The organism is Verrucosispora sp. CNZ293 (assembly GCF_002754655.1).
The window spans coordinates 1,064,153-1,088,691 of the sequence record NZ_PEFR01000001.1; the positions used below are offsets into that span (position 1 = coordinate 1,064,153).

23 protein-coding genes are annotated in these 24,539 nt (G+C 70.7%); 7 read left to right on the forward strand and 16 right to left on the reverse strand.

Annotated features, from left to right (window positions below; genetic code table 11):
* Positions 1-4: 4 nt before the first annotated feature.
* From manD to CLT74_RS04885, 3 genes are all read right to left on the reverse strand, one after another.
* On the reverse strand, positions 5-1,213 hold the full coding sequence (manD, locus tag CLT74_RS04875; protein ID WP_099845465.1) for a D-mannonate dehydratase ManD: 1,209 nt from the start codon (positions 1,211-1,213) through the stop codon (positions 5-7).
* Between the two features lie 137 nt (positions 1,214-1,350).
* On the reverse strand, positions 1,351-2,958 hold the full coding sequence (locus CLT74_RS04880) for an RICIN domain-containing protein (protein ID WP_099845466.1): 1,608 nt from the start codon (positions 2,956-2,958) through the stop codon (positions 1,351-1,353).
* A 205-nt stretch (positions 2,959-3,163) separates the two neighbouring features.
* Positions 3,164-4,510 carry an extracellular catalytic domain type 1 short-chain-length polyhydroxyalkanoate depolymerase gene (locus tag CLT74_RS04885; protein WP_099845467.1) on the reverse strand — a complete coding sequence of 449 codons (1,347 nt, stop codon included), beginning with the start codon at positions 4,508-4,510 and terminating at the stop codon, positions 3,164-3,166.
* Between the two features lie 195 nt (positions 4,511-4,705).
* Between CLT74_RS04885 and CLT74_RS04890 the strand changes: the two genes are divergently transcribed.
* On the forward strand, positions 4,706-6,343 hold the full coding sequence (locus tag CLT74_RS04890; RefSeq protein ID WP_158240209.1) for a glycosyltransferase 87 family protein: 1,638 nt from the start codon (positions 4,706-4,708) through the stop codon (positions 6,341-6,343).
* Between the two features lie 5 nt (positions 6,344-6,348).
* Here CLT74_RS04890 and CLT74_RS30695 read toward each other — a convergent pair whose 3' ends face one another.
* Together CLT74_RS30695 and CLT74_RS04900 are read right to left on the reverse strand one after the other, a co-directional pair.
* Entirely contained in the window at positions 6,349-6,519 is a 171-nt protein-coding gene (locus CLT74_RS30695; RefSeq protein WP_199172109.1) for a hypothetical protein, read from the reverse strand.
* Between the two features lie 104 nt (positions 6,520-6,623).
* Entirely contained in the window at positions 6,624-7,730 is a 1,107-nt protein-coding gene (locus CLT74_RS04900; protein WP_099845470.1) for an L-dopachrome tautomerase-related protein, read from the reverse strand.
* A 213-nt stretch (positions 7,731-7,943) separates the two neighbouring features.
* Between CLT74_RS04900 and CLT74_RS04905 the strand changes: the two genes are divergently transcribed.
* The gene (locus CLT74_RS04905) at positions 7,944-8,519 is read left to right on the forward strand and encodes an STAS domain-containing protein (protein ID WP_099845471.1); all 576 of its coding nucleotides are present in this window, start codon (positions 7,944-7,946) and stop codon (positions 8,517-8,519) included.
* A 146-nt stretch (positions 8,520-8,665) separates the two neighbouring features.
* Here CLT74_RS04905 and CLT74_RS04910 read toward each other — a convergent pair whose 3' ends face one another.
* The 9 genes from CLT74_RS04910 to pgi form a co-directional block, all read right to left on the reverse strand.
* On the reverse strand, positions 8,666-8,965 hold the full coding sequence (locus CLT74_RS04910) for a BON domain-containing protein (protein ID WP_099851331.1): 300 nt from the start codon (positions 8,963-8,965) through the stop codon (positions 8,666-8,668).
* Positions 8,966-9,105: 140 nt separating this feature from the next.
* Positions 9,106-10,311: a sensor histidine kinase gene (locus tag CLT74_RS04915; protein ID WP_099845472.1), complete on the reverse strand. Its 1,206-nt coding sequence runs from the start codon at positions 10,309-10,311 to the stop codon at positions 9,106-9,108.
* Positions 10,308-11,003, reverse strand: a complete 696-nt coding sequence (locus tag CLT74_RS04920; protein WP_099845473.1) for a response regulator transcription factor — start codon at positions 11,001-11,003, stop codon at positions 10,308-10,310. The genes CLT74_RS04915 and CLT74_RS04920 overlap by 4 nt, the downstream gene beginning before the upstream one ends.
* Before the next feature lie 7 nt (positions 11,004-11,010).
* A complete protein-coding gene (locus CLT74_RS04925) occupies positions 11,011-11,928 on the reverse strand; it encodes a trypsin-like peptidase domain-containing protein (protein ID WP_099845474.1) in 918 nt (305 codons plus the stop codon).
* Positions 11,929-11,965: 37 nt separating this feature from the next.
* The gene (locus CLT74_RS04930; protein ID WP_099845475.1) at positions 11,966-12,916 is read right to left on the reverse strand and encodes a VWA domain-containing protein; all 951 of its coding nucleotides are present in this window, start codon (positions 12,914-12,916) and stop codon (positions 11,966-11,968) included.
* Entirely contained in the window at positions 12,913-13,896 is a 984-nt protein-coding gene (locus tag CLT74_RS04935) for a DUF58 domain-containing protein (protein WP_099845476.1), read from the reverse strand. The genes CLT74_RS04930 and CLT74_RS04935 overlap by 4 nt, the downstream gene beginning before the upstream one ends.
* Positions 13,893-14,945, reverse strand: coding sequence for an AAA family ATPase (locus CLT74_RS04940; RefSeq protein WP_099845477.1), 1,053 nt, complete (start codon positions 14,943-14,945; stop codon positions 13,893-13,895). The genes CLT74_RS04935 and CLT74_RS04940 overlap by 4 nt, the downstream gene beginning before the upstream one ends.
* A 168-nt stretch (positions 14,946-15,113) precedes the next feature.
* Positions 15,114-15,716 (reverse strand): MOSC domain-containing protein, encoded by a 603-nt coding sequence (locus tag CLT74_RS04945; RefSeq protein ID WP_099845478.1) that lies wholly within the window; start codon positions 15,714-15,716, stop codon positions 15,114-15,116.
* 153 nt (positions 15,717-15,869) lie between these two features.
* A complete protein-coding gene (gene pgi, locus CLT74_RS04950) occupies positions 15,870-17,504 on the reverse strand; it encodes a glucose-6-phosphate isomerase (protein WP_099851333.1) in 1,635 nt (544 codons plus the stop codon).
* Between the two features lie 208 nt (positions 17,505-17,712).
* Here pgi and CLT74_RS04955 point away from each other — a divergent pair, with 208 nt between their 5' ends.
* On the forward strand, positions 17,713-19,161 hold the full coding sequence (locus CLT74_RS04955) for a glucose-6-phosphate dehydrogenase (protein ID WP_099845479.1): 1,449 nt from the start codon (positions 17,713-17,715) through the stop codon (positions 19,159-19,161).
* Between the two features lie 73 nt (positions 19,162-19,234).
* Here the strand turns inward: CLT74_RS04955 and CLT74_RS04960 are convergent, their stop codons facing one another.
* Together CLT74_RS04960 and CLT74_RS04965 are read right to left on the reverse strand one after the other, a co-directional pair.
* Positions 19,235-20,674, reverse strand: coding sequence for a cellulase family glycosylhydrolase (locus CLT74_RS04960; protein WP_099845480.1), 1,440 nt, complete (start codon positions 20,672-20,674; stop codon positions 19,235-19,237).
* 189 nt (positions 20,675-20,863) lie between these two features.
* On the reverse strand, positions 20,864-21,097 hold the full coding sequence (locus CLT74_RS04965; RefSeq protein ID WP_099845481.1) for a hypothetical protein: 234 nt from the start codon (positions 21,095-21,097) through the stop codon (positions 20,864-20,866).
* 190 nt (positions 21,098-21,287) lie between these two features.
* Here CLT74_RS04965 and CLT74_RS04970 point away from each other — a divergent pair, with 190 nt between their 5' ends.
* The 4 genes from CLT74_RS04970 (at position 21,288) to CLT74_RS04990 (ending at position 24,314) form a co-directional block, all read left to right on the forward strand.
* Positions 21,288-22,208, forward strand: coding sequence for a hypothetical protein (locus tag CLT74_RS04970; RefSeq protein WP_099845482.1), 921 nt, complete (start codon positions 21,288-21,290; stop codon positions 22,206-22,208).
* Positions 22,209-22,356: 148 nt separating this feature from the next.
* Complete coding sequence (locus tag CLT74_RS04975) at positions 22,357-22,680, forward strand: plasmid stabilization protein (RefSeq protein ID WP_099845483.1); 324 nt, start codon at positions 22,357-22,359, stop codon at positions 22,678-22,680.
* Between the two features lie 251 nt (positions 22,681-22,931).
* The gene (locus CLT74_RS04985) at positions 22,932-23,324 is read left to right on the forward strand and encodes an MmcQ/YjbR family DNA-binding protein (protein ID WP_099845485.1); all 393 of its coding nucleotides are present in this window, start codon (positions 22,932-22,934) and stop codon (positions 23,322-23,324) included.
* Between the two features lie 384 nt (positions 23,325-23,708).
* Positions 23,709-24,314, forward strand: a complete 606-nt coding sequence (locus tag CLT74_RS04990; protein ID WP_099845486.1) for a response regulator transcription factor — start codon at positions 23,709-23,711, stop codon at positions 24,312-24,314.
* Positions 24,315-24,539 lie beyond the last annotated feature (225 nt).

Below are 24,539 nucleotides of genomic sequence, written 5' to 3' on the forward strand. Positions count from 1 at the left end.
GTTGTCACCAGTCGTGCAGCGTGCCGTCCGCCAGCCTGTTCACCGGCAGCGCCGCCGGCCGGTACGGATACCGCGCCGCCAACTCCTCGTCGATGTCGACGCCGAGCCCGGGCTGCTCCGACGGGTGCAGGAAACCATCGGCGAAGCGGTACGAGTGCGGGAACACCGCGTCGGCCGCCTCGGGGTACGGCTGGTACTCCTGCAGGCCGAAGTTGGGAATGCTGACATCCAGGTGCAGGGCTGCGGCCAGGCACACCGGGGACAGGTTCGTGGTGCCGTGTGAGCCGCTTCGTACGTGGTACAGGTGGGCCAGGTCGAAGATGCGGCGTAGGTGGGTGATGCCGCCCGCGTGTACGACGGTGGCCCGTACGTAGTCGATGAGCTGCTCGGTGATCAGCTGCTGGCAGTCCCAGACGGAGTTGAAGACCTCGCCGACAGCGATCGGCGTGGTGGTGTGTTGGCGGATCAGCCGGAAGCCTTCCTGCAACTCCGCCGGCACCGGGTCCTCCAGCCAGGTCAGCGCGTACGGCTCCAGGGACTTGCCCAACCGGGCCGCCTCGATCGGGGTGAGCCGGTGGTGCACGTCGTGCAGCAGCTTGACCTCCGGCCCGAACTCGCTGCGGACCTGGGCGAAGACCGACGGTATGTGCGTGAGGTACCGCTCGCTGTTCCACCCGGTCTCGGCCGGAATCGCCGCGCCAGCCGGCTCGTAGGGCAGTCCGTCCCGTCCCACGCCGTAGCTGTCGGCCACGCCGGGCACGCCGCACTGCACCCGCACGGCGCGGTACCCGAGATCGAGGTGGCGGGCCACGTCGGCGAGCAGCCCGTCCACTGTGGCTGCCTGGGCGTGGCCGTAGACGGTGACGCCGTCGCGGCTGCGGCCGCCCAGCAACTGGTACACGGGCAGGCCGGCGACCTTGCCCTTGATGTCCCACAGCGCGGTGTCCACGGCCGCGATGGCGGTCATGGTCACCGGCCCGCGCCGCCAGTACGCGCCCCGGTAGAGGTACTGCCAGGTGTCCTCGATCCGGTCGGCCTCCCGACCGATCAGCAGCGGCACGACATGCTCGGTCAGGTAACTCGCGACAGCGAGTTCCCGTCCGGTGAGGGTGGCGTCGCCGACCCCGGTCACCCCGTCGTCCGTCGCGATCTTCAGCGTGACGAAGTTGCGTCCGGGGCAGGTGACGATGACCCGGGCATCGGCGATCTTCATCCAGGCTCCTCGTGGGCGGCCGACGGGATCGACGCGAGCCAGTCTGGGATCGCCCTCATGATCTGTCAACCGGCCCGTCCGGTACGGACGACGGCCCCCCACCGGTCTCCCGACGGGGGCCGACACCACGCCGACGGTCAGCAGCGGCTGATGCTGGAGTTACTGAGAGCGATGTTGCTGATGGTCAGGTTGCTCGTGCAGGGGCTCTCCAGGATCCGACTGTTGACCAGCGTGAAGTTGCGCAGGGTGATGTCCCGGTTGCCGGGGAACTCCGTCCGCGCGGCCAGTCGGACCTCGCCGCCGCCGCTTATCGTTCCGCCGCCGGCTGCGATGTCCACGCCGTAGCAGTTCTCGAGCAGGATCGCGTTGTTGCCGGTGTTGGCGATGTCGACCCGGTTGACCGCCACGCCGCCGGACTCGGAGACGCAGAAGATACCCCGACCACCGCCGCGTGCCCGTACCGTGCCGACCCGGATGTTGATCGGGTAGCCGGAGCCGATCCGCCCGGCGCGGTTGGCGGTGCGGAACGCCGCGTAGCCGGTGCCGGTGCCGGCGTTCTCCGCGTCGACGGTGTTCACCGTGGCGTTGATCGTCTCGTTGAGCAGCAGGCCGGAGCCGCCGACGTTACGGGCGGTCACGGTGCCGACGGTCAGGCCGTCCACGCCGTACGTCTCGACCGCGTGGGTGCTGCTGCCGGAGACGTAGACGTTGTCGATGCGTACGTTGCGCGTCCACTGGCTGGTGTCGCCCCGGTTGTCGATCCGGACCCCGAGCCCGCTGGACAGCCGCATGTCGATCTGGCCGAGGACCACGTTCGTCACGTTGCGCATGAAGATGCCGTAGAGCGGCGTGCCGGTGACGCTGAGGTTCTGCACCTCCACCTGGGTGGTGCCGCGCGAGTAGATCGGTGCCTGGTCACCGGAGCCGGACCCCGTCACGTTTATCGTGCCGCAGACGTCGATTGTCGTGTAGCTGGGCAGGGAGATGCGGGAGCCGGCGCTTATCGAGCCGGAGCCGCGTACCACGACCCGTTGCTTGCTGGTCCGGCCGGCGCTGAGGCTGTTCACCGCCGCCTGCACGGCGGCCTGCATGCTGTTGCCGGTGTAGACGGTGCTGCCACCGTTGCGGGACGTCCAGGTGCCGCCGTTGAGGACCGCCTCGGCCTGGAACGAGCCGCTGCCACAGCCGTTGCCGTTGCCGCCGCCCAGCGCCACCAGTTGCCACTGCTGGTTGGTGCCGTCGACGTCCTGGTACTGGGAGATCATGCCGCCGTCGGCGGTGGACCAGCCCCAGACGTCGAGGGCCTTGTTGGAGTGCCGGTTGAGGAACCGGACGTATCCGCCGGCGGAGTCGGCGAGTCGGAAGTGCTGACGGGTGTTGCCGCTGGCGGCGGAGTTCTGCACGAGTTGCACGCCGTCGGTGGCGTTCGGCAGTTCGAGGACCTTGCCGCTGTGCACGGAGCGGATCTGGTAGTAGCCGCTGCCGACGTCGACGAACCGCCACTGCTGCACGGCGGCGTCGTTGCGGGTGTACTGGTTGATCGGGGCGTTGTCGGCGGTGGACCAGTTCCACACGTCCATCGCCTTGCCACTGTGTCGGTTGACGAACACGTACGTGGCGTTGGGATCGACGGTCGCGGCCTGGGCGCTGGGCGAGGCGACCACCACGCCGGCGCCGAGCAGCGCCAGCGTGGTGACGGCGACCAGCCAGCGTCGAGAGGTTCGTCTACAGGTGCTGAGCAGCATGCGGGTTCCTCCGGATGCGGGTGCGGTGGCGGTGGAGCGCGTGCCGGAGTGGTGAAACGACGCAGAGCAAGCGCTTTCCTGGCATCGACAGGAATATATCCCTCAATCGTCACCAAGGCCAATGGCGTCGGGCCGGTCCGGCCGTCGCCGGTGTCCGTACGGGCGACACCCGTACGGACACCGAACCGAGCGGGCGGTTGGACGGTCAGCTGACCGTGCAGGGAGCGCCGTTGAGGGTGAACGAGGCCGGGCGGGCGGTGTTGCCGCCGTGGTTGGCCTGGAAACCGATGGTGACCGAGCCGTTGGGCGCGATCGCGGCGTTGTAGGAGACGTTACGAGCGGTCACCGCCCCGGAGGTCGGCGAGTATGTCGCGTTCCAGCCGTTGGTGATGGTCTGCCCGGCGGGCAGGGTGAACGCCAGACTCCAACCGTTCACCGCTGTGGCGCCGGTGTTGGTGATGGTCACCGACGCGGTCAGCCCGGTGTTCCAGGCGTTCACCGCGTACCCGATCCGGCAGCCGGTGCCCGGCGGCACCGTCGGCGTCGGGGTGGGGGTGGGGGTGATCGTCGGCGTAGGCGTAGGCGTGGGCGTGGGGGTAGGCGTCGGGCTGGTCGGCCCCGGGGTGGGGGGCCCGACGTCGAGCCCGAAGAAGCGGACCGCCTGTGCGGCGTCGACCGGCAGGTTGTGCGAGACGCCCTGCATGCTTATCGCCTCGACAGGTGCGTCACCGCCGGAGCCGCCGTAGCGGGTCCGGGTGTAGCCCGGCTGCGGGCTGTCGGTGAAGGTAGGGGTCTGGCTCAGCCCGTGCAGGTTGGTCCACTGCTTGACCTGCTCGCCGAAGTTCGGGTAGCGCAGGATGTCGTCGTTGGTGCCGTGCCAGATCTGCATCCGGGGCCGTGGGCCGGTGTAGCCGGGGTAGGCGTTGCGGACCAGGTCTCCCCACTGTTGCGGCGTGCGGCTGATCTGCCCGTTGGCGCACTCGCTGTTCCACTCCGAGCCGCCGGTGGTGGCGAAGCAGCCGAAGGGTACCCCGGCGAAGGCCGCGCCGGCGCGGAACACGTCCGGGTAGAGCCCGAGCAGGACGTTCGTCATCATCGCTCCGGACGAGGTGCCGGTCGCGGCGATCCGGGTCGGGTCCACGGAGTAGCGGCTCCGCACGTGATCGACCATCGACATGATGCCAACCGGGTCGCTGCCGCCGCCGCGACGCAACGCCTGCTGCGAGTAGACGTCGAAGCACTGGCTGCTGCGGGTCACCGACGGGTAGATCACGATGAAGCCGTACTGGTCGGCCAGACGGGCGAACTGGGTGCCCGAGTACATCGCGGGCCCGTTGCCGGTGCAGTAGTGGGATACGACAAGCAGGCCCGGCCGGGGCGCGACCCGGTCCGGTACGTAGAGGTACATGCGCAGGTTGCTCGGATTAGCACCGAAGTTCGTCACCTCGGTGAGCGTCGCCGCCGACGCCGATGTCGGCAGTGACAGCGCGGCGAGCGCGGTCAGGACGATGGTGGCCAGGGCGGCGCACCACAGTCGGATCGCTTTTCTCATGGAACGGGTCCTCCGGACGGAAGGGGACATGGTGGTGTTCCGATCGAGGGCTGCCCGGTGCCCTACCTCGTCCGGCTCTCAGAACATCGATGATTGTCTTCGCCGGCACGGATGCGTCACAAGGTGTGGTGGGGTAGCCGCGCTGAGCGGTGGCGGGGCCGCGCCGAGCGGTCCGTGCACCCCTATTCTCTGTCCATGCGGGATCATCGGGCGACGCTGCTGTGGGTGGGCTTCGCGGTGGCGGCGCTGGTCTCCGTCGCGCTTGTGCTGCGCCGCCCCGATCGCCTGTCCGATCTGCACATCTACCACGGAGCGCTCACCGACCTGCGCGCCGGGCGTCCGCTGTACGGATACGTCGCGCCAAACGGTGGACCGTTCACCTACCCGCCGTTCGCGGCGCTCGTCCTCTGGCCGATCACGACGGTTCCGCTCGGCCTGGTCGAAGCGCTCTGGCTGGCGGCGACCTGCGCGGCGGTGGTCGCCATCGCCGTACCCGTCGGTCGCGTGCTCGCCACGGGCCGCGCCGCCGCGCCGGGCCGGGGCGTGACCGGCGCCCGTGTGGGGACGTCGGCGCCTGTCGGCATCGCGGCGGTCGCGGCGGTGCTGATGATCGCCGCGCCCGTGCAGAGCAACCTGCGCTTCGGACAGGTGAGCATCTTCATCGTGCTGATGGCGCTGCTCGACGCGATGGCGCCGCCGTCGCGGAGGCGCGGCGTGCTGATCGGTGTGGCGGCGGCGATCAAACTGACCCCGCTGCTGTTCGTGCTCTACTTCCTGGCCTGCGGCCGGTACCGCGACGCCGCCCGGGCACTTGCCGCCTTCGTCGCCTGCGGGGCGCTCGCCCTCGCGGTGCTGCCCACCGAGAGCCTGACCTACTGGGCGGGCACGGTCACCCAGACCTCCCGGATCGGCAACCTGGCGTCGCTGGGTAACCAGTCTGTGCACGGGATGCTGCTTCGCGTCGGCCTGGCCGAGCGGTCCCTCCCGCTGGTCTGGGCCGTCCTGGTGGCCGTCATCTGCGCGCTGGCCCTGCTGCGGGCCCGGGCGCTGTCCCGGCTGGGGCGTCCGGGGCACGCAGCGGTGCTTGTCGGCTGCGCCACCGTCGCCGCGTCCCCGGTCTCCTGGACCCACCACCAGGTGTGGACGGTCCTCGCCGCGATGCTGCTGGTGGGTGCCGTCGGCGTCGCCCGGCGGGTCGCCGGGGCGCTGCTGCTGGCCAGCATGGTGCTGTCGCTGGGCGCGGTGCTGGCTCCGGTGTCGATGCGGCCCGGCGTGCAGTTCCTCTTCGAGAACGCCCGGGCCATCGGCACCGCCGCGCTCTGCGTGACCGGGTTCGGCGCGGTCGCGCTCACCGCCGCCCGTACCCACCGCACCCGGGCCGCCGGGCGAGGATGGCCGCGGGTGGGCGTCGCGGCGCTCGGTGCGCTGGCGTTCTTCGCGGTGCAGCCGTTGCCCGCCGGAGCCGACCCCACCTTCAAGGCGTACCGCCTCCCCGACGTGGTCAACGCACGGTACTTCTTCGTGTGCCGGGGACCTGTCGAGTGCGCCCACTACGACACCGGTGCCCCGGTCACCTTCGGCACCCGTCGGGAGAAGACGAAGGTGCGCGTCAACGGCGTGGTCTCCGAGCAGGTGGCGCGGTTGGACTACCACTCCGCTCCGGGCGGTCCACCGCGCACCATTCCGCTGCTGGCCGCCTATCCCGGTGTGCGGACGTTCTCGTTCCGGTCGGCCACCATGGCGCACGGCCGGCTGATCGCCTACTCCGCCGACGGCCGTGCCCTGGTCACGTACGACGACGAACTGACCGCCGCGGTACGCGCCGCTCGGTAGTCTCGCTACTGCTCGCCATCGATCACGTCGGTCTCGCCGTCGTGGGAGTACGTCACCGGCGGGTGCTCGTCGGGCAGCGGGGTCTGCGCCGGATTATGGTGGGGGTCGCCGTCCGGGGAGAACAGCACCGGGTCGGTCTTCGCGCTCTTCTCGCGCTCTTCCTCCGGCTCGGTCACGACCCGCTCCTCACCTCGTGGGCACTCCGCTCCGACGCTACGGGCCGGGGCGACGCGTCGCCCCGATCGGATGCCACTGCCACCCGATCGGGGCGCGTCGGTGGTCACGGCCGCAGCAGCACCGGGCCCGCGTCGATCCGGGTCCGGAACAGGGCGTACGGCCTGCGTCGCCGGTCCTGGCCGCGGTTGAACGGCGGCTGCCGGTGCACCTGGTTGGCGATGACGTAGAGGTGCCGGTTGACGGCCACGCTCAGGGTGTCCGGCCAGAGCAGGCGGGCGTCGTGCACCACTGTCTCGTACTCACCGTCGGGGCGACGCCGCAGCACCGCGTTGTGCTCGTAGTTGGTGAGGTAGATCCGGCCGGCGTCGTCGGACTCCAGGCCGTCCGCGCCACCGCCCTTGTCGCCCTCGTCGACAACCGTCGCGGCGACCTCCGCGTCGCCCAGGGCCCGGTCGGCCAGGGCGTCGGTGGCGACGCTGTACCAGCGGCGGGTGGCGAGGGCGCAGTAGTACAGCCGCGCTCCGTCGGCGGAGATCGCGATGCCGTCGGCGCCGACACCCACCGGCTGAGGTGGCCCGTCCGGGGGACGGACCAGGAAGGGGCGCCCCTCGACCACCGGACGGAAGTCCGCAAGCGGCGCGGCCTTGGTGGACGGGTGGTCGTTGAGCCGCCGCCACGACGTCCCGGTGGCCAGGTCGACCACGATGATGGCGTTCGGGGCACCGTCGGCGGAGTCGGTGAGGTACGCCAGCCCGGCCTCACCACGACGCAGGTCGAAGCGCACGTCGTTGAGGTACGACGTGGGCAGCACCACGTCAGCCGGGAAGGTGATCACCTGGGCGACGGTGTCGGTCCGCAGGTCGACGCGGACCAGTTTCGGTCCGCCGGGGGAGGTCGGCTGGAACATCGGGCTGCCCGTGTCGAGCACCCAGAGCCGGTCGGCCGGGTCGACCACCACGCTCTGCACCGACACGAACGCCGACGGGTCGTCGTCGCCGGACGGCGTGTTCCACCGCAGGTCGGGGAAGGGAACCTCCCGCCCGCGCCGCAGTTCCACAACTGTCGCGGGCACCTGGTCACCCCATCGGGGGAAATTGACGAAGATCCGACCACGGTGCGAGACGGTCACCCCGGTGGGCATCGGGCCCCGGAACCGGTGCACCACTTCCAGCGTGCCGACCGGTTCGTCGGCGGGTAGTGCGTTTCGCATTCTTCGACCTCCCGTCGCACACAGGGATCAACTGATCTCTCTGCATCTATCGTGCCAAAGCGGACGGCGTGTGCGAGCGTGTCGTCGCCCATCCGACCCCGCCAGCAGTGGGAAGCCGATTCGTCACCCAACCGTCACGTGTCCGCGCGGTGCCCGCCACCTGACCCCGGCAGGGTGGGACCCCGACCCCTCTGACCTGGGAAGGAGCGCGCCATGGCCGTCGTCCTGGATGACCATCTGGTCACCCTGACCTGTGACAACTGCGGTGACACGGTCGCCGCGCCGCGGGTGCCCTCCGACGCGGAGGTGGTGTGGCCGCTGGTGTCCGAGCACGGCTGGAGCGGTTCGCCGTTGGCCGACGGCCCGCACCGCTGCGCGCACTGCACCCAACTCGGCCCGGCCGCTGCCGGCGTTCCCGGCGGCATCCTCGGCATCGAGCACCTCGGTGCGGTGACTGTGGTGACCGTCGCCGGTGACGTCGACGTCGACACCGGCGAGACGCTGGGCATGGCGTTGGGGCACGCGGCCGACATGGGCGGGCACGTCCTGGTGGATCTCGGTGGGACGGATCTCGTCGACTCCACCGCGCTCGGGCTGCTCGTCCGCGCGCACCGCGCCGCCGCTGACCGCGGCGCACAGCTCTGCGTGGCGTCGACCTCGCCGCTGATCCGTCAGGTGCTCCGGGTCACCCGGCTGGACGAGGTGTTCCCCATCGCGGACACCCGCGCCGACGCGCTCGCCCGCCTCCAGGGCCATGCCCCGGACACCGACCCCCAGGTGTCCGCGTAGTCCGCGTGCCACGATTCCGGCTCGGGCGGCCGTCGCGGTTGGCGTGGCGGGCCGTCCGGTCGCCTGTGGTGTCCGGCCCGTCCCGTCGTCTGTGGTGTCCGGCCCGTCCACGTCGCCGGTGCCGGGCGCCGTGGACGGGCCGAAGTTCAGCGGCGGCCGCGCCGGTGACCGGCCAGCCGTAGCGCGTTGCAGACGTCCGTCACGCCCTCGACGTCCCAGGCCAACTCGCCGGCCGCGCGGCGGGTCTCGGCGCTGGCCACCAGGCCGGTGAGGATCACAACCCGGTTCTGCACCATCACCGTGATCTGCTGCCGACGGGTCGACCAGTCGGCGCTCAGCCGCTGCGCTACCAGGGCGGCGAGCCGGACATCCTCGTCGTGGTGCTGCGGCTCGTCCCACAGGGCCCGAAAGGAATGATCGTCGGGCATCGGCCAGGGCCACGGCATCACCACAACGGTCTCCTTCGTCGTCGACGCCGGCGACCCGACGCGCCGTCCCGATCGCCACCACCTTGCGCAACGACCTTGGAGTCGACCGCACGGTTGGATGACATTTGCGTGACAGTCCGGCGGCTGGCGCCCGCCCGTCACAGCGGGGCGCTGGCCGGTGGCCGGGTGTCCCCGGTCCGGTCGGCGGCCGGCAGCCACAGCACGAACGTGCTGCCCGTACCCGGTCGGGAGAAGACCGCCACCTGCCCGCCGTGCGACTCGACGATCTGGCGGACGATGGCCAACCCCAACCCGGTCCGGCGGTCACCGGAGCCGCCCCGCGCGGTCTCGCCGCGCCAGAACCTGTCGAAGACCCGCGGCTGGTCGGCCTCGGCGATGCCCGGCCCCTCGTCGGCGACGGCCAACCACAACCAGTCGCCCACCCGGCCGGTCGCCACCTTCACCGCTCCACCGAGCGGGGAGAGGCGTACCGCGTTGGACAGCAGATTGCCGGCCGCCCGGCGCAGCGTGTCAGGGTCGCCGATGAGGGTGAGCGCCGGGTCGAGCGCGTACCGCAGGCGCAGACCACGACCGGTGGCCAGGGCGGCGAAGTCCTCACCCGCCTCGCGGGCCACGGCGCTGAGGTCCACATCCGTGTCGGACATCGAGTCAGCGTCCCGACGGGCCGTGGCCAGCAGATCCTCCACCAGCCGGGACATCCGGGTGGTGGCCCTGTCGATCGTCGCCACCGCGGCGGCACGCTCCTGCTCACCGGCCTCCGGCGCGGTGAGAGAGGCGTCGAGGTTGGCTCGGATGATCGCCAACGGGCTGCGCAACTCGTGCGAGGCGTCATCGATGAGCTGCCGCTGAGCGTGGAAGGCATGATCGAGCCGGTCGAGCATCGAGTCGATGGTGTCGCCGAGGTCGCGCAGCTCGTCGCGGGAACCGGTCAGCCGGATCCGGCGGGACAGGTCGGTGGCCTGGATCTCCCGGGCGGTACGGGCGATGGCACCCACCGGGCGCAGGGCCCGGCCGGACAGCACCCAGCCGATGCCGAGGCTGGCCACGAAGAGCCCGCCGAGCGCGATCAAGGAGTAGTCCCGGACCGTCTGCAACAGCCGCAGGTTCACCTCGTCCTCGATCTGCTGCACCTCGGCGACCTCGAGGGTGGTGCCGGTCGGCACCGTACGTCCGTCGCTCTTGAGCTTGACCAGTTGCGCCTCGTACCGCTTGGTGATCGGCTTGGGATCGACAGCCCGGTCCACCGCCACGTACGCCACCAGCAGGCCGGCACCGGCCAGCGCGAACAACAGCGTCGAGTAGAGCACCGTCAACCGGAACCGGATCGACCGGAAAACACTCACGCCAGCACCTCCCGCAGCCGGTAGCCGCGCCCGACGACCGTCTCGATCGCCGGGTCGTCGCCGGCACCTGTGAGTTTGCGTCGCAGCGTACCCACGGTGACCCGGACGGTCTCGGTGAACGGGTCGGCGTTGGCGTCCCAGACGTGCTCCAGCAGCTCCTCGGCCGGCACCACCCGCCCGGGGCGGGTCATCAGGTACTCCAGGACGCCGAACTCCTTGCGGGTCAGGTGCAGCGGCCGGTCGCCCCGCCGGGCCTGCTGCCGGGCCACGTCCAGGGTCAACGCGCCGACGGTGAGGACCACCCCGGTACCGCCGGTGTCGCGGCGCAGCAGCGCCCGTACCCGCGCCAGCAGCTCGACAAGCGCGAACGGCTTCACCAGGTAGTCGTCGGCGCCCTCGTCCAGGCCACGGACCCGGTCACCCAGCGCGCCTCGGGCGGTGAGCATCAGCACCCGAAGGTCGCGCCCACCGGCCACCTCGACCTCTCCGGAGCGGATCGCCCGGCACACCGCGAACCCGTCCACGTCGGGCAGGTTGACGTCGAGCAGCATCAGGTCGTACGCGTTGACCAGCAGCAGGTCGTACGCCTGCGCCGCGTCGGCGGCGAGGTCGACGGCGTAGCCGGCACGGACCAGTCCGACCCGCAACGCGCCGGCCAGATCCTCTTCGTCTTCCACCACGAGCAGCCGCATCGTCCAGTTATCCCCTCGCGATCAGCCCCTGTGCCACCTGTGCTGCCCGCTCGACCGGGATGGCGAAACCGATCCCGATGTTGCCGCTGCCCTCCAGCGTGGCGATGGCGGTGTTCACACCCACCACCTCGCCCCGACCGTTGACCAGCGGTCCGCCGGAGTTCCCCGGGTTGATCGACGCGTCGGTCTGCACCGCCGGCTGTCGGGCTCCACCGCCGAGCCGGACCGGCCGGTCCAGGGCGCTGACGATCCCGGCGGTGACCGTGCCGGAGAGTCCGAGCGGTGAACCGACGGCGAGCACCGGCTCACCGACCCGCGTCTGGCCGGCCGACGCCAGCGGCAGCGGGCGCAGACCGTTGCCCGGGTCGATCCGCAGCACGGCGATGTCGGTGCCCGGGTCGAGGCCGACCAGCCGCGCGGTGAGCCGACGGCCGTCCCGACCGACCACCTGGATCGTGCCGCCGCCGGCCACCACATGGTTGTTGGTGACCACGTGCCCCCGATCGTCGATCAGGAATCCGGATCCGGAGGACCCCCGGCCGCCGGTGGACACCCGTACCGACACCACTCCGGCCAACACCCGGTCGGCGGCGGCGACCAGGTCACCTCCGGCACTGCCGGCCGGGCCGGCCGCTGCGGCTTCCGGGCTGGCTGCCGGTTCGTCATCGCCGGCGACGTGACCGGCGACGCCACCGGCACCGGCCGATACCGCCACCACGGTCAGGCCGGCCAGCAGCAGCCGGGGCCAGCGCGACGGTTCCGCGTTCCGGTCCGCCGGGCCGTCCGACCCGTACCCCGGACTGTCGGCACCCGTCGGCGCGACCGGGACCGGCGGGACGCCGGTGGGCTGCTCGTCGGGTGCGAGGGTGGGTGAGACGAAGCGTGGTCCGCGCGGCTCACCCAGCCCCGGAATGGTGCTCGGCATGCGATGTCCCTCCTCAGGGAAGACCGTAGGGAGGCGGTCAGGGCAGTCGGGAGAACCAGAACAGCGAGGCGGCGGCGGCCAGCAGCGCGAGCACCAGGCCGGCGCCGATGAACCGCGCCGACACGTCCTGCCGCTCCAGCCGATGACCCACCGAGGAACCGATGTCGGAGTACGCGGCCCGCAACTCGTCGCCGCTGCCCGCCTCGTAGTAACCGCCGCCGGCCTGCTCGGCCACGGCGCGCAGGGTCTCCCCGTCGACCGGGACCGACTGGCCGCCACCGATGCGGCCGTCGAGCGTGCCGAAGGAGATGGTGTCGACAGGTACGCCCGCAGCCACCGCGTCGGCGGCGGCCAGCGCCGGGTCGCGGCCCGACGTGTTCGCCCCGTCGGAGAGCACCACCACCCGGGCCGGCGGCGGATCCTCGGCGGCCTGCGCGTCCAGGGTGCGGATCGACTCCAGGGAGGCGTGGATGGCCTCGCCGATCGCCGTGCCCTGCCGGGCGGTGACGCCCTCGTCGAGCTGGTCGATGCCGGCGGTGACCGTTTCCCGGTCACCGCCGGGGGCGACCATCACCGACGCGTTGCCGGCGAAAGCCACCAGCCCGACGTTGAACTCCGCCGGCAGGTCGGCGACGAACTCGCGGGCCGCCTGCCGGGCGGCGATCAGCCGGTCCGGCGGTACGTCGTCGGCGAGCATGGAGCGGGACACGTCGACGGCCACGATGACGGTGGCCCGTTCCCGGGGCACCCGTACCTCGTCGGTCGGTCGGGCGAAGCCGACCACCAGCAGTGCCAGCATCGCGATGAACAGCCCGGCCGGCACGTGCCGCCGCCACGCCGGGCGGGCCGGCGCCACCTTGTCCAGCAGGCGCAGGTTGGTGAACCGGACGGCGTACCGGCTGTGCCGACGCTGACGCAGCAGGTAGGCGACCACCAGGGCGGCCACCCCGGCCAACAGCCACAGCCGTTCGGGGGACTGCCAGCTCACGCCGCTCCTCCGTTCGTCGGGCGGGTCGCCCGGGCCAACCGGCGCTGGGCGTGGACGTGCCGGACGATGTCGGCGATCCAGTCCCGGTCGGTGCTCAGCGGGAGATGGGCGGCACCGGCCCGGCGCAGTGCCCGCGCCACGGCCAGCCGTTGTGCGGCGGCAGCCGCCGCGTAGCGGTCGCGGAGCCGGCGGCTGCCGGTGGCGACCTCCCGCCGTCGTCCGCTCTCCGGGTCGACAAGCGTGATCAGGCCGACGTCGGGCAGCTCCAGCTCACGTGGATCACGGACCTCGACCGCGAGCACCTGGTGCCGCGCGGCAAGCCGCCGCAGCGCCCGCTCCCAGTCCGGTGGACCGCCCCCGGCGCCGGCCACCCCCTCGTCGGGCAGGCCGTCCAGGAAGTCGGAGACGACCACCGCCAGCCCGCGACGGCCAGCCGAGCGACGCAACCCGTCGATGGCCTCGGCAAGTGGCACGGGGTCGCTGGCCGGCCGACCGCGCGGCACCTCCAACAGGGTGCGCAGCAGGCTGAGCAGGTGGTATCGGCCGGTGCGGGCGGGGAACCTGCGCACCCCGGCGTCGCCGAGCACGTGCGCGCCGAGCCGGTTGCCGGAGCCGGCGGTCAGGAAACCGACGGCGGCGACGGCCGCCACCGCCAGTTCCCGCTTCTCCAGCTCGGCGGTGCCGAAGTCCATGCTGGGTGTCGCGTCCACGAGCGTCCAGGTGGTCAGTTCCCGGTCGGCGTCGACGGTACGCACGTGTGGCACTGTCGTCCGCGCGGTCACCGACCAGTCCATCCGCCGAACCTCGTCCTCGCCGGGGCGGTACTCCCGGCTGCCCGCCGGTTCGCTGCCCGGTCCCGGTAGCAGGCCCAGGTGCTGCCCGTGCAGCAGCCCGTCGAGTCGGCGGGTGATGGTCAGCTCCAGCCGGCGCAGCCGACGCTGCGGTGCCAGGTGCCCGAGGCTTGTCGCGTTCTCGTTCATGCCGCCGCCCCCAGGCCCGGCCCCTGGTCCTCCTGGGCGGGGGCGATCTGTGGTGGCGGCACCGCCGCCACGACCTGCCGCACCAGGCCGCCGGGGTCGACGTCGTCGGCGACCGCGTCGAAGGAGAGGACCAGCCGGTGAGCGAGCACGTCGGTGGCGATCTCCCGCACGTCGGCGGGGAGCACGTAGTCCCGGCCCCGCAGCAGCGCCAGGGCCCGGGCGGCCGCGACCAGACCGAGGGTCGCGCGAGGGCTGGCACCGTACGCCAGCTGCGCGGCCACCTCCGGCAACCCGAACCGGCGCGGGTCACGGGTGGCCAGCACCAGCCGGACGACGTACTCGGCCAGAGCGTGGTGGACGAACACCTCCCGGGCCCGGCCCTGCAACGCCATCAGCCGGTGCGGGTCCAGCACCGGCCGGGCGGCCGGGGTGCCGGAGCCCATCCGGTAGAGGATGCCCAGTTCCTCGTCGTCGGTCGGATAGTCGACCACCACCTTCATCAGGAAGCGGTCCCGTTGGGCCTCGGGCAGCTGGTAGACACCTTCGGACTCGATCGGGTTCTGGGTGGCCAGCACCAGGAACGGCGCGGGGACCGGATAGCTCCGCCCGCCGAGCGAGACGTGTCCCTCGGCCATCACCTCGAGCAGCGCCGACTGCACCTTGGCCGGCGCGCGGTTGATCTCGTCGGCGAGGACCAGGTTGGCCATCACCGGCCCCAGCTCGACGTCGAAGTTCTCGGTCGAGGCCCGGTAGATCCGGGTACCGAGGATGTCCGACGGCACCAGGTCGGGGGTGAACTGGATCCGGGAGAAGCTGCCGCCCACCGCCGTGGCCAGGGTCTCCACGGCGAGGGTCTTGGCCACGCCGGGCACTCCTTCCAGCAGGCAGTGGCCCCGGGCGAGCAGCGCGGTGAGCAGGCGTTCCACCAGCCGGTCCTGGCCGACGATGACCCGCTTCACCTCGAACAGGGTCTGTTCCAGCAGCCGGGTGTCGTCGGCGCGCGTCGCGGTCAGATCCGGTGCGGTGAGGTCCTGGATGGTGCTGCCCATGCGCTGCTCCTCGGTCGCCTCTTTCGGACGCGGGTACCCGGACAACGGGGGAGCCCGGGTACCCGCTGGTGACCCATTGGGCCAGAACGGACCGAAAGCCAACCGAACGACCGAGGTCGCGGCGGCGACTGTGGACGGTGACGCGCGCCACTGCCGGCGCGGCAGCGGTCAGCGGTACGCGTCGGGTTCGGGGTCGGCGGGGAGCTGCCGGATGGTGTCGCCGGTCTCGATCGTCGCGCCGACGAGCACCCGGGCGTTGAGGCCGCGCAGCCGGAGGTGCTTGCCCTCGTCGGTCCAGACGACCTTGTGGGCGTCGCGACCGAACCGGGCGGCGAACTTGGCGCAACCGGTGTGCGGCTGGTCGGTCACCTCGATGACGGCCCGGTCGCCGATCGCCAGGCGGGTACCGGCTGGCAGGGCGTCGACGCTCAGGTCGAGATCGACGTAGAGCTGATCACCGGCGAGCGCCCAGGCGTCCCGGTCGGGACCGGCGATCAACTCGACGAACCGGGAGTTGATGACGTTCAGCTGCATGTCCGGGTGCGGCGACTTGTCGGCGGTTCGCGAGCTGGGTCGTTGACCCCAGGTGTCGCCGAGCAGCCCGGCGGCCGGATCCAGCTCGGCCCGGGACAACACCTCGCGGGCATCCACCGCCGGCCGCCGTACGACCAACGCGAGGGTGCCGACACCTCGGGGGGAGCGCCGCACGAGGTGCAGCCCTTCCATGATCTCGTCCATGGAGCGCTGGCGTACGGTGCTGGAGTTCGTCACGCTCCGACTGTGCCCGACGCCCGCCAGCGGCGTCCAAACAGTTCTCGAAGCACGAGAACCGGTTCCCCCGCCGGCCCCCACCCCTACGCAAGCCCGTCAAGATCCGCACGGATCTTGCGGCAGTGGCCGCCGCGAAAGGGCGTCTGCTGCCGGTCAGGGGCGGTTGCGTTGGGTGCGGTAGCGGGAGATCAGGGCGGCGGTTGAGGAGTCCAGGTCGGTGAGGTCGGCGCGGTCGGCGGTGAGCAGTGGGGCGAGCTGGTTGGCCATCACCTTGCCCAGCTCGACACCCCACTGGTCGAACGGGTTGATGTCCCAGATCGCACCCTCGGTGAGCACGATGTGCTCGTAGAGGGCGACCAGTTGGCCGAGGGTGGCCGGGGTGAGCCGGTCGGCCACGATCGAGGTGGTGGGGTGGTTGCCCGCCATCACCCGGTGCGGTACGAGGTCCGCCGCGGCGCCCTCGGCGGCGACCTGCTCGGCGGTCCGACCGAAGGCCAGCGCCGCGGTCTGGGCGAAGAAGTTCGACATGAACAGATCGTGCATGTCGCCGATGTCGTGGTTGGGCTCGCTGAACCCGATGAAGTCCGCAGGTACCAGTCGGGTGCCCTGGTGCAGCAGTTGATAGAAGGCGTGCTGGCCGTTGGTGCCGGGCTCGCCCCAGAAGATCTCCCCGGTGTCGTAGGACACCTGGCGGCCGTCGGTGCGTACCGACTTGCCGTTGCTCTCCATGGTCAGCTGTTGCAGGTAGGCGGGGAACCGGTGCAGGTACTGCGAGTACGGCAGCACCGCGTGGGTCTGCGCGCCCAGGAAGTTGGTGTACCAGACGTTGAGCAGGCCGAGCAGCGCCGGCGCGTTCTCCGCCAGCGGAGCGGTACGGAAGTGCTCGTCCACGGCGTGGTAGCCGGCAAGCATCTCGTCGAAGCGCGCCGGCCCGATGGACAGCAGCACCGACAGGCCCACCGCGGAGGGCAGCGAGTACCGGCCACCCACCCAGTCCCAGAAGCCGAACATGTTGGCCGGGTCGATGCCGAAGTCCGCCACCCGCTGGGCGTTGGTGCTGACCGCCACGAAGTGTCGGGCCACCGCGTCGGCGTCGGCGTCGAGGCCGGTGAGCAGCCAGTGCCGGGCCTGCTCGGCGTTGGCCAGCGTCTCCTGCGTGGAGAAGGTCTTCGACACCACCACGAACAGGGTGGTCGCCGGATCCAGGTCGGCGACCGTGTCGTGAATGTCGGTGGGGTCGATGTTCGACACGAAACGGCAGCTCAGGCCGGCGTCGCGGTACGCCTTCAACGCCTCGTACGCCATCACCGGCCCGAGATCGGAGCCGCCGATGCCGATGTTGACCACGGTGCGGATGCGCTCGCCGGTGTGCCCGCGCCACTGGCCGGAGCGCACCTTCTCGGCGAACTCGGCCATCCGTTCCCGCACGGCGTGCACGTCGGCCGCCACGTCCTGCCCGTCGACGGTGAGCGAGGCGTCGGACGGCAACCGCAGCGCGGTGTGCAGCACGGCGCGATCCTCGGTGCCGTTGATGTGGGCTCCGGCGAACATCGCGGCGATCCGGTCGGTGAGCCCGACCCGCTCGGCCAGGGCGGTCAGCAGGCGCAACGTCTCGTCGGTGACCAGGTTCTTGCTGTAGTCGACGTAGAGGTCGGCAACCTCGACGGTCAACCGTCGACCCCGGTCGTGGTCGGTGGCGAACAGCTCCCGCAGGTGCGTCCCGCGGATCTCCTCGGCGTGCTTGCACAGGGCCTGCCACTCGTCGGTGCTGGTGACGTCCGCAGCCATCGGATCGATCGTCTCCTCGCAGGGTCGGGCGGCCTCGTCCCGGCCGACGGTGAGACCAGACTGCCACACGAAGATCCGCCCGCCAGCCCGACACCACGACCACGCCGGTGGGTGACGATCCGCACCGGCCCGGGCACGACGTGCGACCGGCCGGCGAGTCCGTGGGGTCCGGTGCCTGCCGATCGCCGGGACAGGGCATGGTGGTGGCATGACGACGCCGGCATCGAGCGCTCCCGCAGCTGTCCCCGCAGAACCCGCCACCGCCACCGGCGTACGGCAGACACTGCTGGTGCTCGGCGCCAGTGGCGACCTGACCGGGCGCCTGCTGCTGCCCGGCCTGGGCCGGTTGCTGGCCACCGGGGCCGTACCCGGGTTGCGGCTGATCGGCAGCGGCATGGACGGCTGGGACGACGAGCGCTGGCGGCGCCGGGTGGCCGACTCCTTCGGGGCCGTCGGCGCGGTGGGGGCGGTGGAGTCCGAGGTGATCCGCGAGACGCGCTACGTACCCGCCGACGTGACGCGCGAGGAGGACCTGCGCTCGCTGCTGGGCTGCTGCACCGGACCCTTGGTGATCTTCTTTGCGCTGCCGCCGCTGGTGACCGCCCGCTCGGCCGCCGCGCTGGCCCGCATCGGGGTGCCGCCGGGCACCCGGCTGATGCTGGAGAAGCCCTTCGGCGTCGATCGGATCTCGGCCCGGTCGCTCAACGAACTGCTGGCCATCCTGGTACCGGAGAACCAGGTCCACCGGATCGACCACTTCCTCGGCAAGTCGACGGTGCTCAACCTGCTCGGCCTGCGCTTCGCCAACCGGATCTTCGAGCCGGTGCTCAACTCCGCCCACGTCGCCTGCGTGGACATCGTCTTCGACGAGACGCTCGGCCTGGAAGGTCGGGCCGGTTACTACGACGGTGCCGGTGCGCTTGTGGACATGGTGCAGTCCCACCTGCTCCAGGTGCTGGCCCTGCTGGCCATGGATCCGCCGCCGAACCTTCGGGCCGAGGAGTTGCGGGGCCGTAAGGCGCAGGTGCTGCGGGCCACCCGGCTGTGGCGGGACGATCCGACGGTGGCCAGCCGACGTGCCCGCTACACCGCTGGGGAGATCAACGGGCGGCGGTTGCCGAACTACACCGACGAGCCCGGCGTCGACCCCGGGCGGAACACCGAGACGCTCGCGGAACTGTCGGTCACGGTGGACAACTGGCGCTGGGCGGGAGTGCCGTTCCGACTCCGTTCCGGGAAGGCGGTGGACGCCGTACGCAAGGAGGCGATCATCACCTTCAAGCAGCCGACCCGGGTGCCCGACGGCCTGACCGGCTACGAGCGGCCCGACCGGCTCCGGATCGGCTTCGGCCCGGACCGGCTCGGCCTGGATCTCAACATCAACGGTCCCGGTAACCCCTTCGAGTTGGAACAGGTGAACCTGACGGCGGACTTCGGCCCCGGTGACCTGCCCGCGTACGGCGAGGTGTTGCGTGGTGCCTTCGAGGGGGATCCGACCCTGTCGGTACGCGCCGACGTCGCCGAGGAGTGCTGGCGGGTGGTGGAACCGGTGCTGGCGGCCTGGAAGACCGGAGCGGTGCCGCTCCGGGAGTACCGGGCGGGCTCCGCCGGGCCGGCCGACTCGCTCATCGGCCCGGTGCCCGACAGCCCACAGTGATCGGAGCGGACCCCCGCACCAGTGCGGCCCCGGCGGTGTACCGCCGGGGCCGCGTGGTGGTGGTGCGCTCGGATCAGCTGGTGGGGAAGTTGTCCGCGGTGCGGATGCGGTCGCGCATGAAGACACCGGAGGCGGTCAGCATCGAGGTGCCTGTGTAGCTGCTGCCGTTGCAGGTGCCCGGCCGCAGCGCGGCGCTGCCCTCGGCCTTGTCGGAGAAGGTCCAGTTGGCGTAACCGATCTTCAGCCGGTCGAGCAGGTCGAGCCACTGGGCGCTGCTGGTCAGGTCGACACCCCCATCACCTGTGTAGTCGACGGTGCCGAACTCGGTGACGAACAGCGGCAACCTGGCGGCGGCCCGCTCCACCTCGGCCCGGTAGTTGTCCTTGTGCGACGCGGCGTAGAAGTGGAACGCGTACATGATGTTGCTGGCGTTCACCGGATTGTTGACGATCTCGGTGTGGTTGGCCCCCTCGGAGACGCCAAGCGAGGACCAGGCTCGCGTACCGACGATGATCACCGCGTCCGGGTCGTTGGCCCGGATCACCGGGATGACCTGCTCGGCGTAGTTCTTGATGGTGGACCAGCCGACGCCGTTGGGCTCGTTGGTGATCTCGTAGATCACGTTGTTCTTCGCGGCGTGCCGGGCCGAGACGGCGGCGAAGAAGGTCTTGGCCCGCTCCAGGTTGTACATCGGGTCACCCGGCGTGAGCGTGTGGAAGTCGATCATCGCGTACATCCCGCGCCGGGTGGCCTCCTCGACCAGGTTGTTGACCTGGTTGGTGAACCCGGTCGGGTTGGTCTCGTAGCCCTGCTCCTGCACGTACATGGCGATGCGGAACAGGTCGGAGCGCCAGTCGGTGGCGAGCGCGTCGAGTGAGGCCGGGTTGTAGCAGTTGCCGAACCACTGGATGCCGTGGCTGCTCATGCCGCGCAGCTGGATCGGCCGACCGTACTGGTTGCAGAGATTGACCCCGCAGACCCGGAGCTGCCCGTTGATGGCCACCGGAGTCTGGCCACCGGGCGGTGGCGTGGTCGGCGGTGCCGTGGTCGGCGGTGGCGTGGTGGGCGGCGGGGGAGTGGTCGGCGTGGTCGAGCCGGTGCACACGGTGCCGTTGAGGGTGAACGAACTCGGTGACGGGTTGGCGCCGGTGAAACTGCCGTTGAAGCCGATGTTGGTGCTGGCTCCGGTGGCGAGCGAGCCGTTCCAGCTCATGCTCTGCGCGGTGACGGCGCTGCCGCTCTGGCTCCAGGTGGCAGACCAGCCCTGGGTGAGTCGTTGGCCACCGTCGGGGAAGGTGAACCCCAGGGTCCAGTTGCTGAGCGCGTCGCCGAGATTGGTGACGGTGACGCTCGCGGTGAACCCGCCGGACCAGCTGTTCGTCGTGTAGGTCACGGAGCAGCCGGTCGCGGCCATCGCGTTGGTGGTGGGCAGGGCCGTCAACGCGCCGACGGTCAACGCACCGACGGCGCCTGCCGCGACCAGCAGGCGCCGCAGGCGTGGAGGTTGCTTCATGGTGGACCATCGCAATCTGGTCGTGGTGGTGGGGTACGGCACTCCGGCGACAACGGACGAGGAGACCGGGAGCGCTCCCACGGCAGCCTACGATGCTTCGAAACGATAACGCAATATTTCGATACGTCGAAGAATGAGATCGCCGGTGGCCCCGGGGCAGCATGCCCGGGGCCACCGGCGGTGCGTGCCTCAGTCCTCCCCGGCGGCGCGGCGCCGGTCGGCGTCGGCGTCGGCAGCTCCGACGGGCGTCGGATCGGTGTCCCGTCGGGCCGAGGTCAGATCGATGTCGGCGCCGGCTCGAACGGCATCGGCCGCCGCGTCGTCCGCGCCGACCAGATCGCCGGTGCCGGCGTCGTCCTCGTCGTCGACAAGCTTGCCGGCCCCGGTCAGCGCGATCGGGGTGTACCTCGGGTCGGTCGTCATCGCGTCCTCCTCTCCGGTGCCCCGTCAGGTACCCGCCGCGCGACGCCGGCACACCGCGAACCGTCAAGCGACGTTCGTCGTCGGGTCACCCGGTCGCGGTGGGGAGTCCACGGCATCCCGACTTGCGCTGCTCACTACCCTGACTCTGATCATCTGCCAGCGAACATCTCGACATTGACAAGGGCATCAGATGAGTGACAGCCACCCTCCGTACGGTGGACCGCAACCCGACCCGAACGCCGCCCCGTGGGGCACCCCGCCCGGCTCCCCGATCGGTCCGCCGGGCTCTCCGGTCGGCCAGCCGCTTCCGCCCGGGTCCCCGGTCACCCCGCCCGGCTACCCGTCGCCGTACGGCGCGCCGGTGCCGCCCCCGCCCCCGCCCCCGCCGTACGGGGCTCAGCCGACGAAATCCTCGAACAAGGGCCTCTGGCTCGGCCTGGGCATCGGCGCCGCGGTGATGGCGGTTCTCGTCGCCTGCGGTGGCGTGGTCGGCTTCTTCGTGCTCGGCGGTGACGACGACGCGGAGCCGGTCGCGGGCCGGCAGAGCACACCGCCCGGTGCGCCGAGCATCGAACCGTCGATTGCTCCGCCGCCCGCGGAGGAGCAGCCCGACAACAACAACGCGGTGACCGCCCGCAACTCCAGTGACATGTCCGCCGTGTGTGAGGGCAGCCCGATTCTCAACGCGGCGCCCTACACCGGCGCGAAGGGCACGAAGGTCTACACGTTCGGCAACTCCCCGGAGCGTCCGGAGTCGTGGCTGAGCAAGTCGGTCGGCTTCGACAAGCCGTACTACGCCAAGACCGCCGACTGGGCGTCGGTCTCCGTCGTCGGCTGCCTCAACTTCGAGCCGGGCAGCGAGGGCACCCCACGCAAGTGCCAGTACAAGGACCGCGACGACAAGCAGGTCACCGTCGACTACGTCTCGTCGCGCTACACGCTCACGTTCTACTCCGCCAGGACCGCCGAGAAGATCGGTGAGGGCGGGCGGGTCAACGCCCCGGCGGTCCGCTGCCCGAGCTTCATCTCCTACAACAAGGAGACCATGAAGGCGTACGCCCAGCCGGACAGTGGCGCGATCGAGCTGGCGCTGGACAAGTTCACCTCCTGATCGACCGGCACTCGGGGGACGGTGGGGCGCGGACACATCCGCCCCGGCGTCCCCCGAGTGGTGTGGCTGGCGCCTTCACCGCCCGCGTTTCGATCCTCCAGGGGCCGGGCACCTGGGCACTGAACACTGTCGGTGAAGGGAGGCCCTCATGCCTGCGGGATCCAGCCCCAAGCGGGAACGGCAGTACGAGCACATCAAGGCGAGCGCCAAGAAGCGTGGCGTGTCCACCAGCCGGGCCGAGGAGATCGCGGCCCGTACGGTCAACAAGGAGCGGGCCCGTTCCGGCGAGGCGCGGACCGCGAGTCGATCCTCGGTGAGCGATGTCTCGTCCGGTCACCGGGGCGGTAAGCGCTCGCACAGTGGTGCCGGCGGGCGCACCAAGGAACAGCTCTACAACGAGGCGAAGAAGCGTGGCGTCAAGGGGCGCTCGACGATGTCGAAGGCCGAGCTGGAGAAGGCCCTGTCCCGCTAGCACGACCTGACGCTGGCGCGACGTCCCGGTGTGGCACGACGGCCCGCCGCACACGAGCACGCGGTGGGTCGTCGGTGCTCGGCAGGGACCGGATCCGGGTGTCGGTGGCGTGGTGAACGGCGTTGGCGACCGCGTCGGCCACCCCCGGCAGGCCGACCTCACCGACGTGTGGGCCGCCCGCTGTGCTGGCGGTGTCGGAGCCAGCGGCTAGCCTGTCGGCATGCCGCGTTCGGTGAATTCGGGGAGGGGCGATGGCTGACGCCACCGACGTCCGCCGGCTGGCCCTCGCGCTGCCGCACAGCGTGGAGATCGACAGTGAGGGCTTCGACTTCCGGGTCGCGGACAAGGGCTTCGTCTGGTCCTATCCCGAGCGCCGGCCGGGCCGGCCGCGGGTCATCCGCACCGACATCGCCGTGTTGTACGTCGGCGACGAGGCCGAGAAGCAGGCGCTGCTCCTCGGCGAGCCGGACCTGTTCTTCACCACCTCCGCCTACGACGGGCTTCCCCTGGTCATGGTGCGGTTGTCGGCGGTCACCGTCGACCGGCTCGACGAGCTGGTAACCGACGCGTGGCGGATGCGTACGCCGGACCACCTGCTCGCCGACCTCGACAAGGATCTGGCCGGCAGGAGCGTCAGCTCGTGACGGCAGTCGGCCGCGGTGGCTGCGCTGCTGGTGTCGGCGGCGGCCGCGGGGCGGGGTGATCGCGAGGCACACCTGACACATGCGGAGTCGGCAATTGTTAACGCGCCTCGCGTTAGCGCGGATCGTCGGCAGGGCAGTGCGGCGCACGCCATGATCTTGTCGCCCCCTGCTCTCCTCCGCCCATGGTGGGCAGCTATCGCGAATATGACACAGTCACGACCACCGCAATCTTGACCCAGTGAATGTCCACAGTGGTAGCAATTTTGCAGGCCGAGCACTGTCAGATATCGACCTTCAAATTTTCGTACGCGTGTGACATTATGACGTCGAGGGTGCGCGCTGGGCCCCCAACGGCGCGGTCGGGGAACCGTCTGGAGGGTATAAGTGGCAATCGACGTACTGGTGTCCGACGTTCTGCATCTGTCCCGTTTTGCGCTCACTGCCCTTCTGGCGCAGGAGGAGGAGTTCTGCGTCGTCGGATCGACGAGCGGCTATTCGGACGCATTGGAGTTCGCCGAGCTGCATCGGCCTGATGTCGTGATCATCAGCTTTCAACGTGAGGAGAGCGATGCCGTCGCGTTCGCCGAGAAGGTGGCGAGCATCCCGGGCTGTCGGAGCATGCTGCTCGCGACGTCGTTCACCCGGCCGGTCGTGCGGCGGGCCTTCGCCGGGGAGATCGCGGGTCTGGTCCCGCGCGACGTTCCGCCGCGCCAGTTCTTCGACGCCATCCGGCGCGTCCATCTGGGCGAACGGGTCTTCGACGCGGAACTGACAGTGGCCGCGCTGGGCAATGGGGACTGCCCACTCACGCCACGCGAGCTCTCCGTGCTCACGCACGTGTACCAGGGGGACACGGTAGGCGAGATCGCGGATCGACTGCGTCTGTCCGACGGCACCGTACGCAACTACCTGTCGTCGGTGGTCGCGAAGCTCAAGGCCCGCAACCGGATCGACGCGTTACGGATAGCCAGGGAGTCGCACTGGATCTGACCGTTACGCCTGGTGCGATGACAGCCTGAGTCCATTCATTCCGCTTTGTTGGATTCCCGTACCGAACCTTTCCGTACGGTAACCGCTGGCTTCGTCCTGGTGGGGGACGACTGGGGTGACGTGCCGCGACCAGATGCGTTTCTAATGACGGGGGTATGCGATTCTCATAACCCACAACAAAAAGGCGCTTTCGTCGCATGCTGAGTTCCTGAAGCACCTCGATGA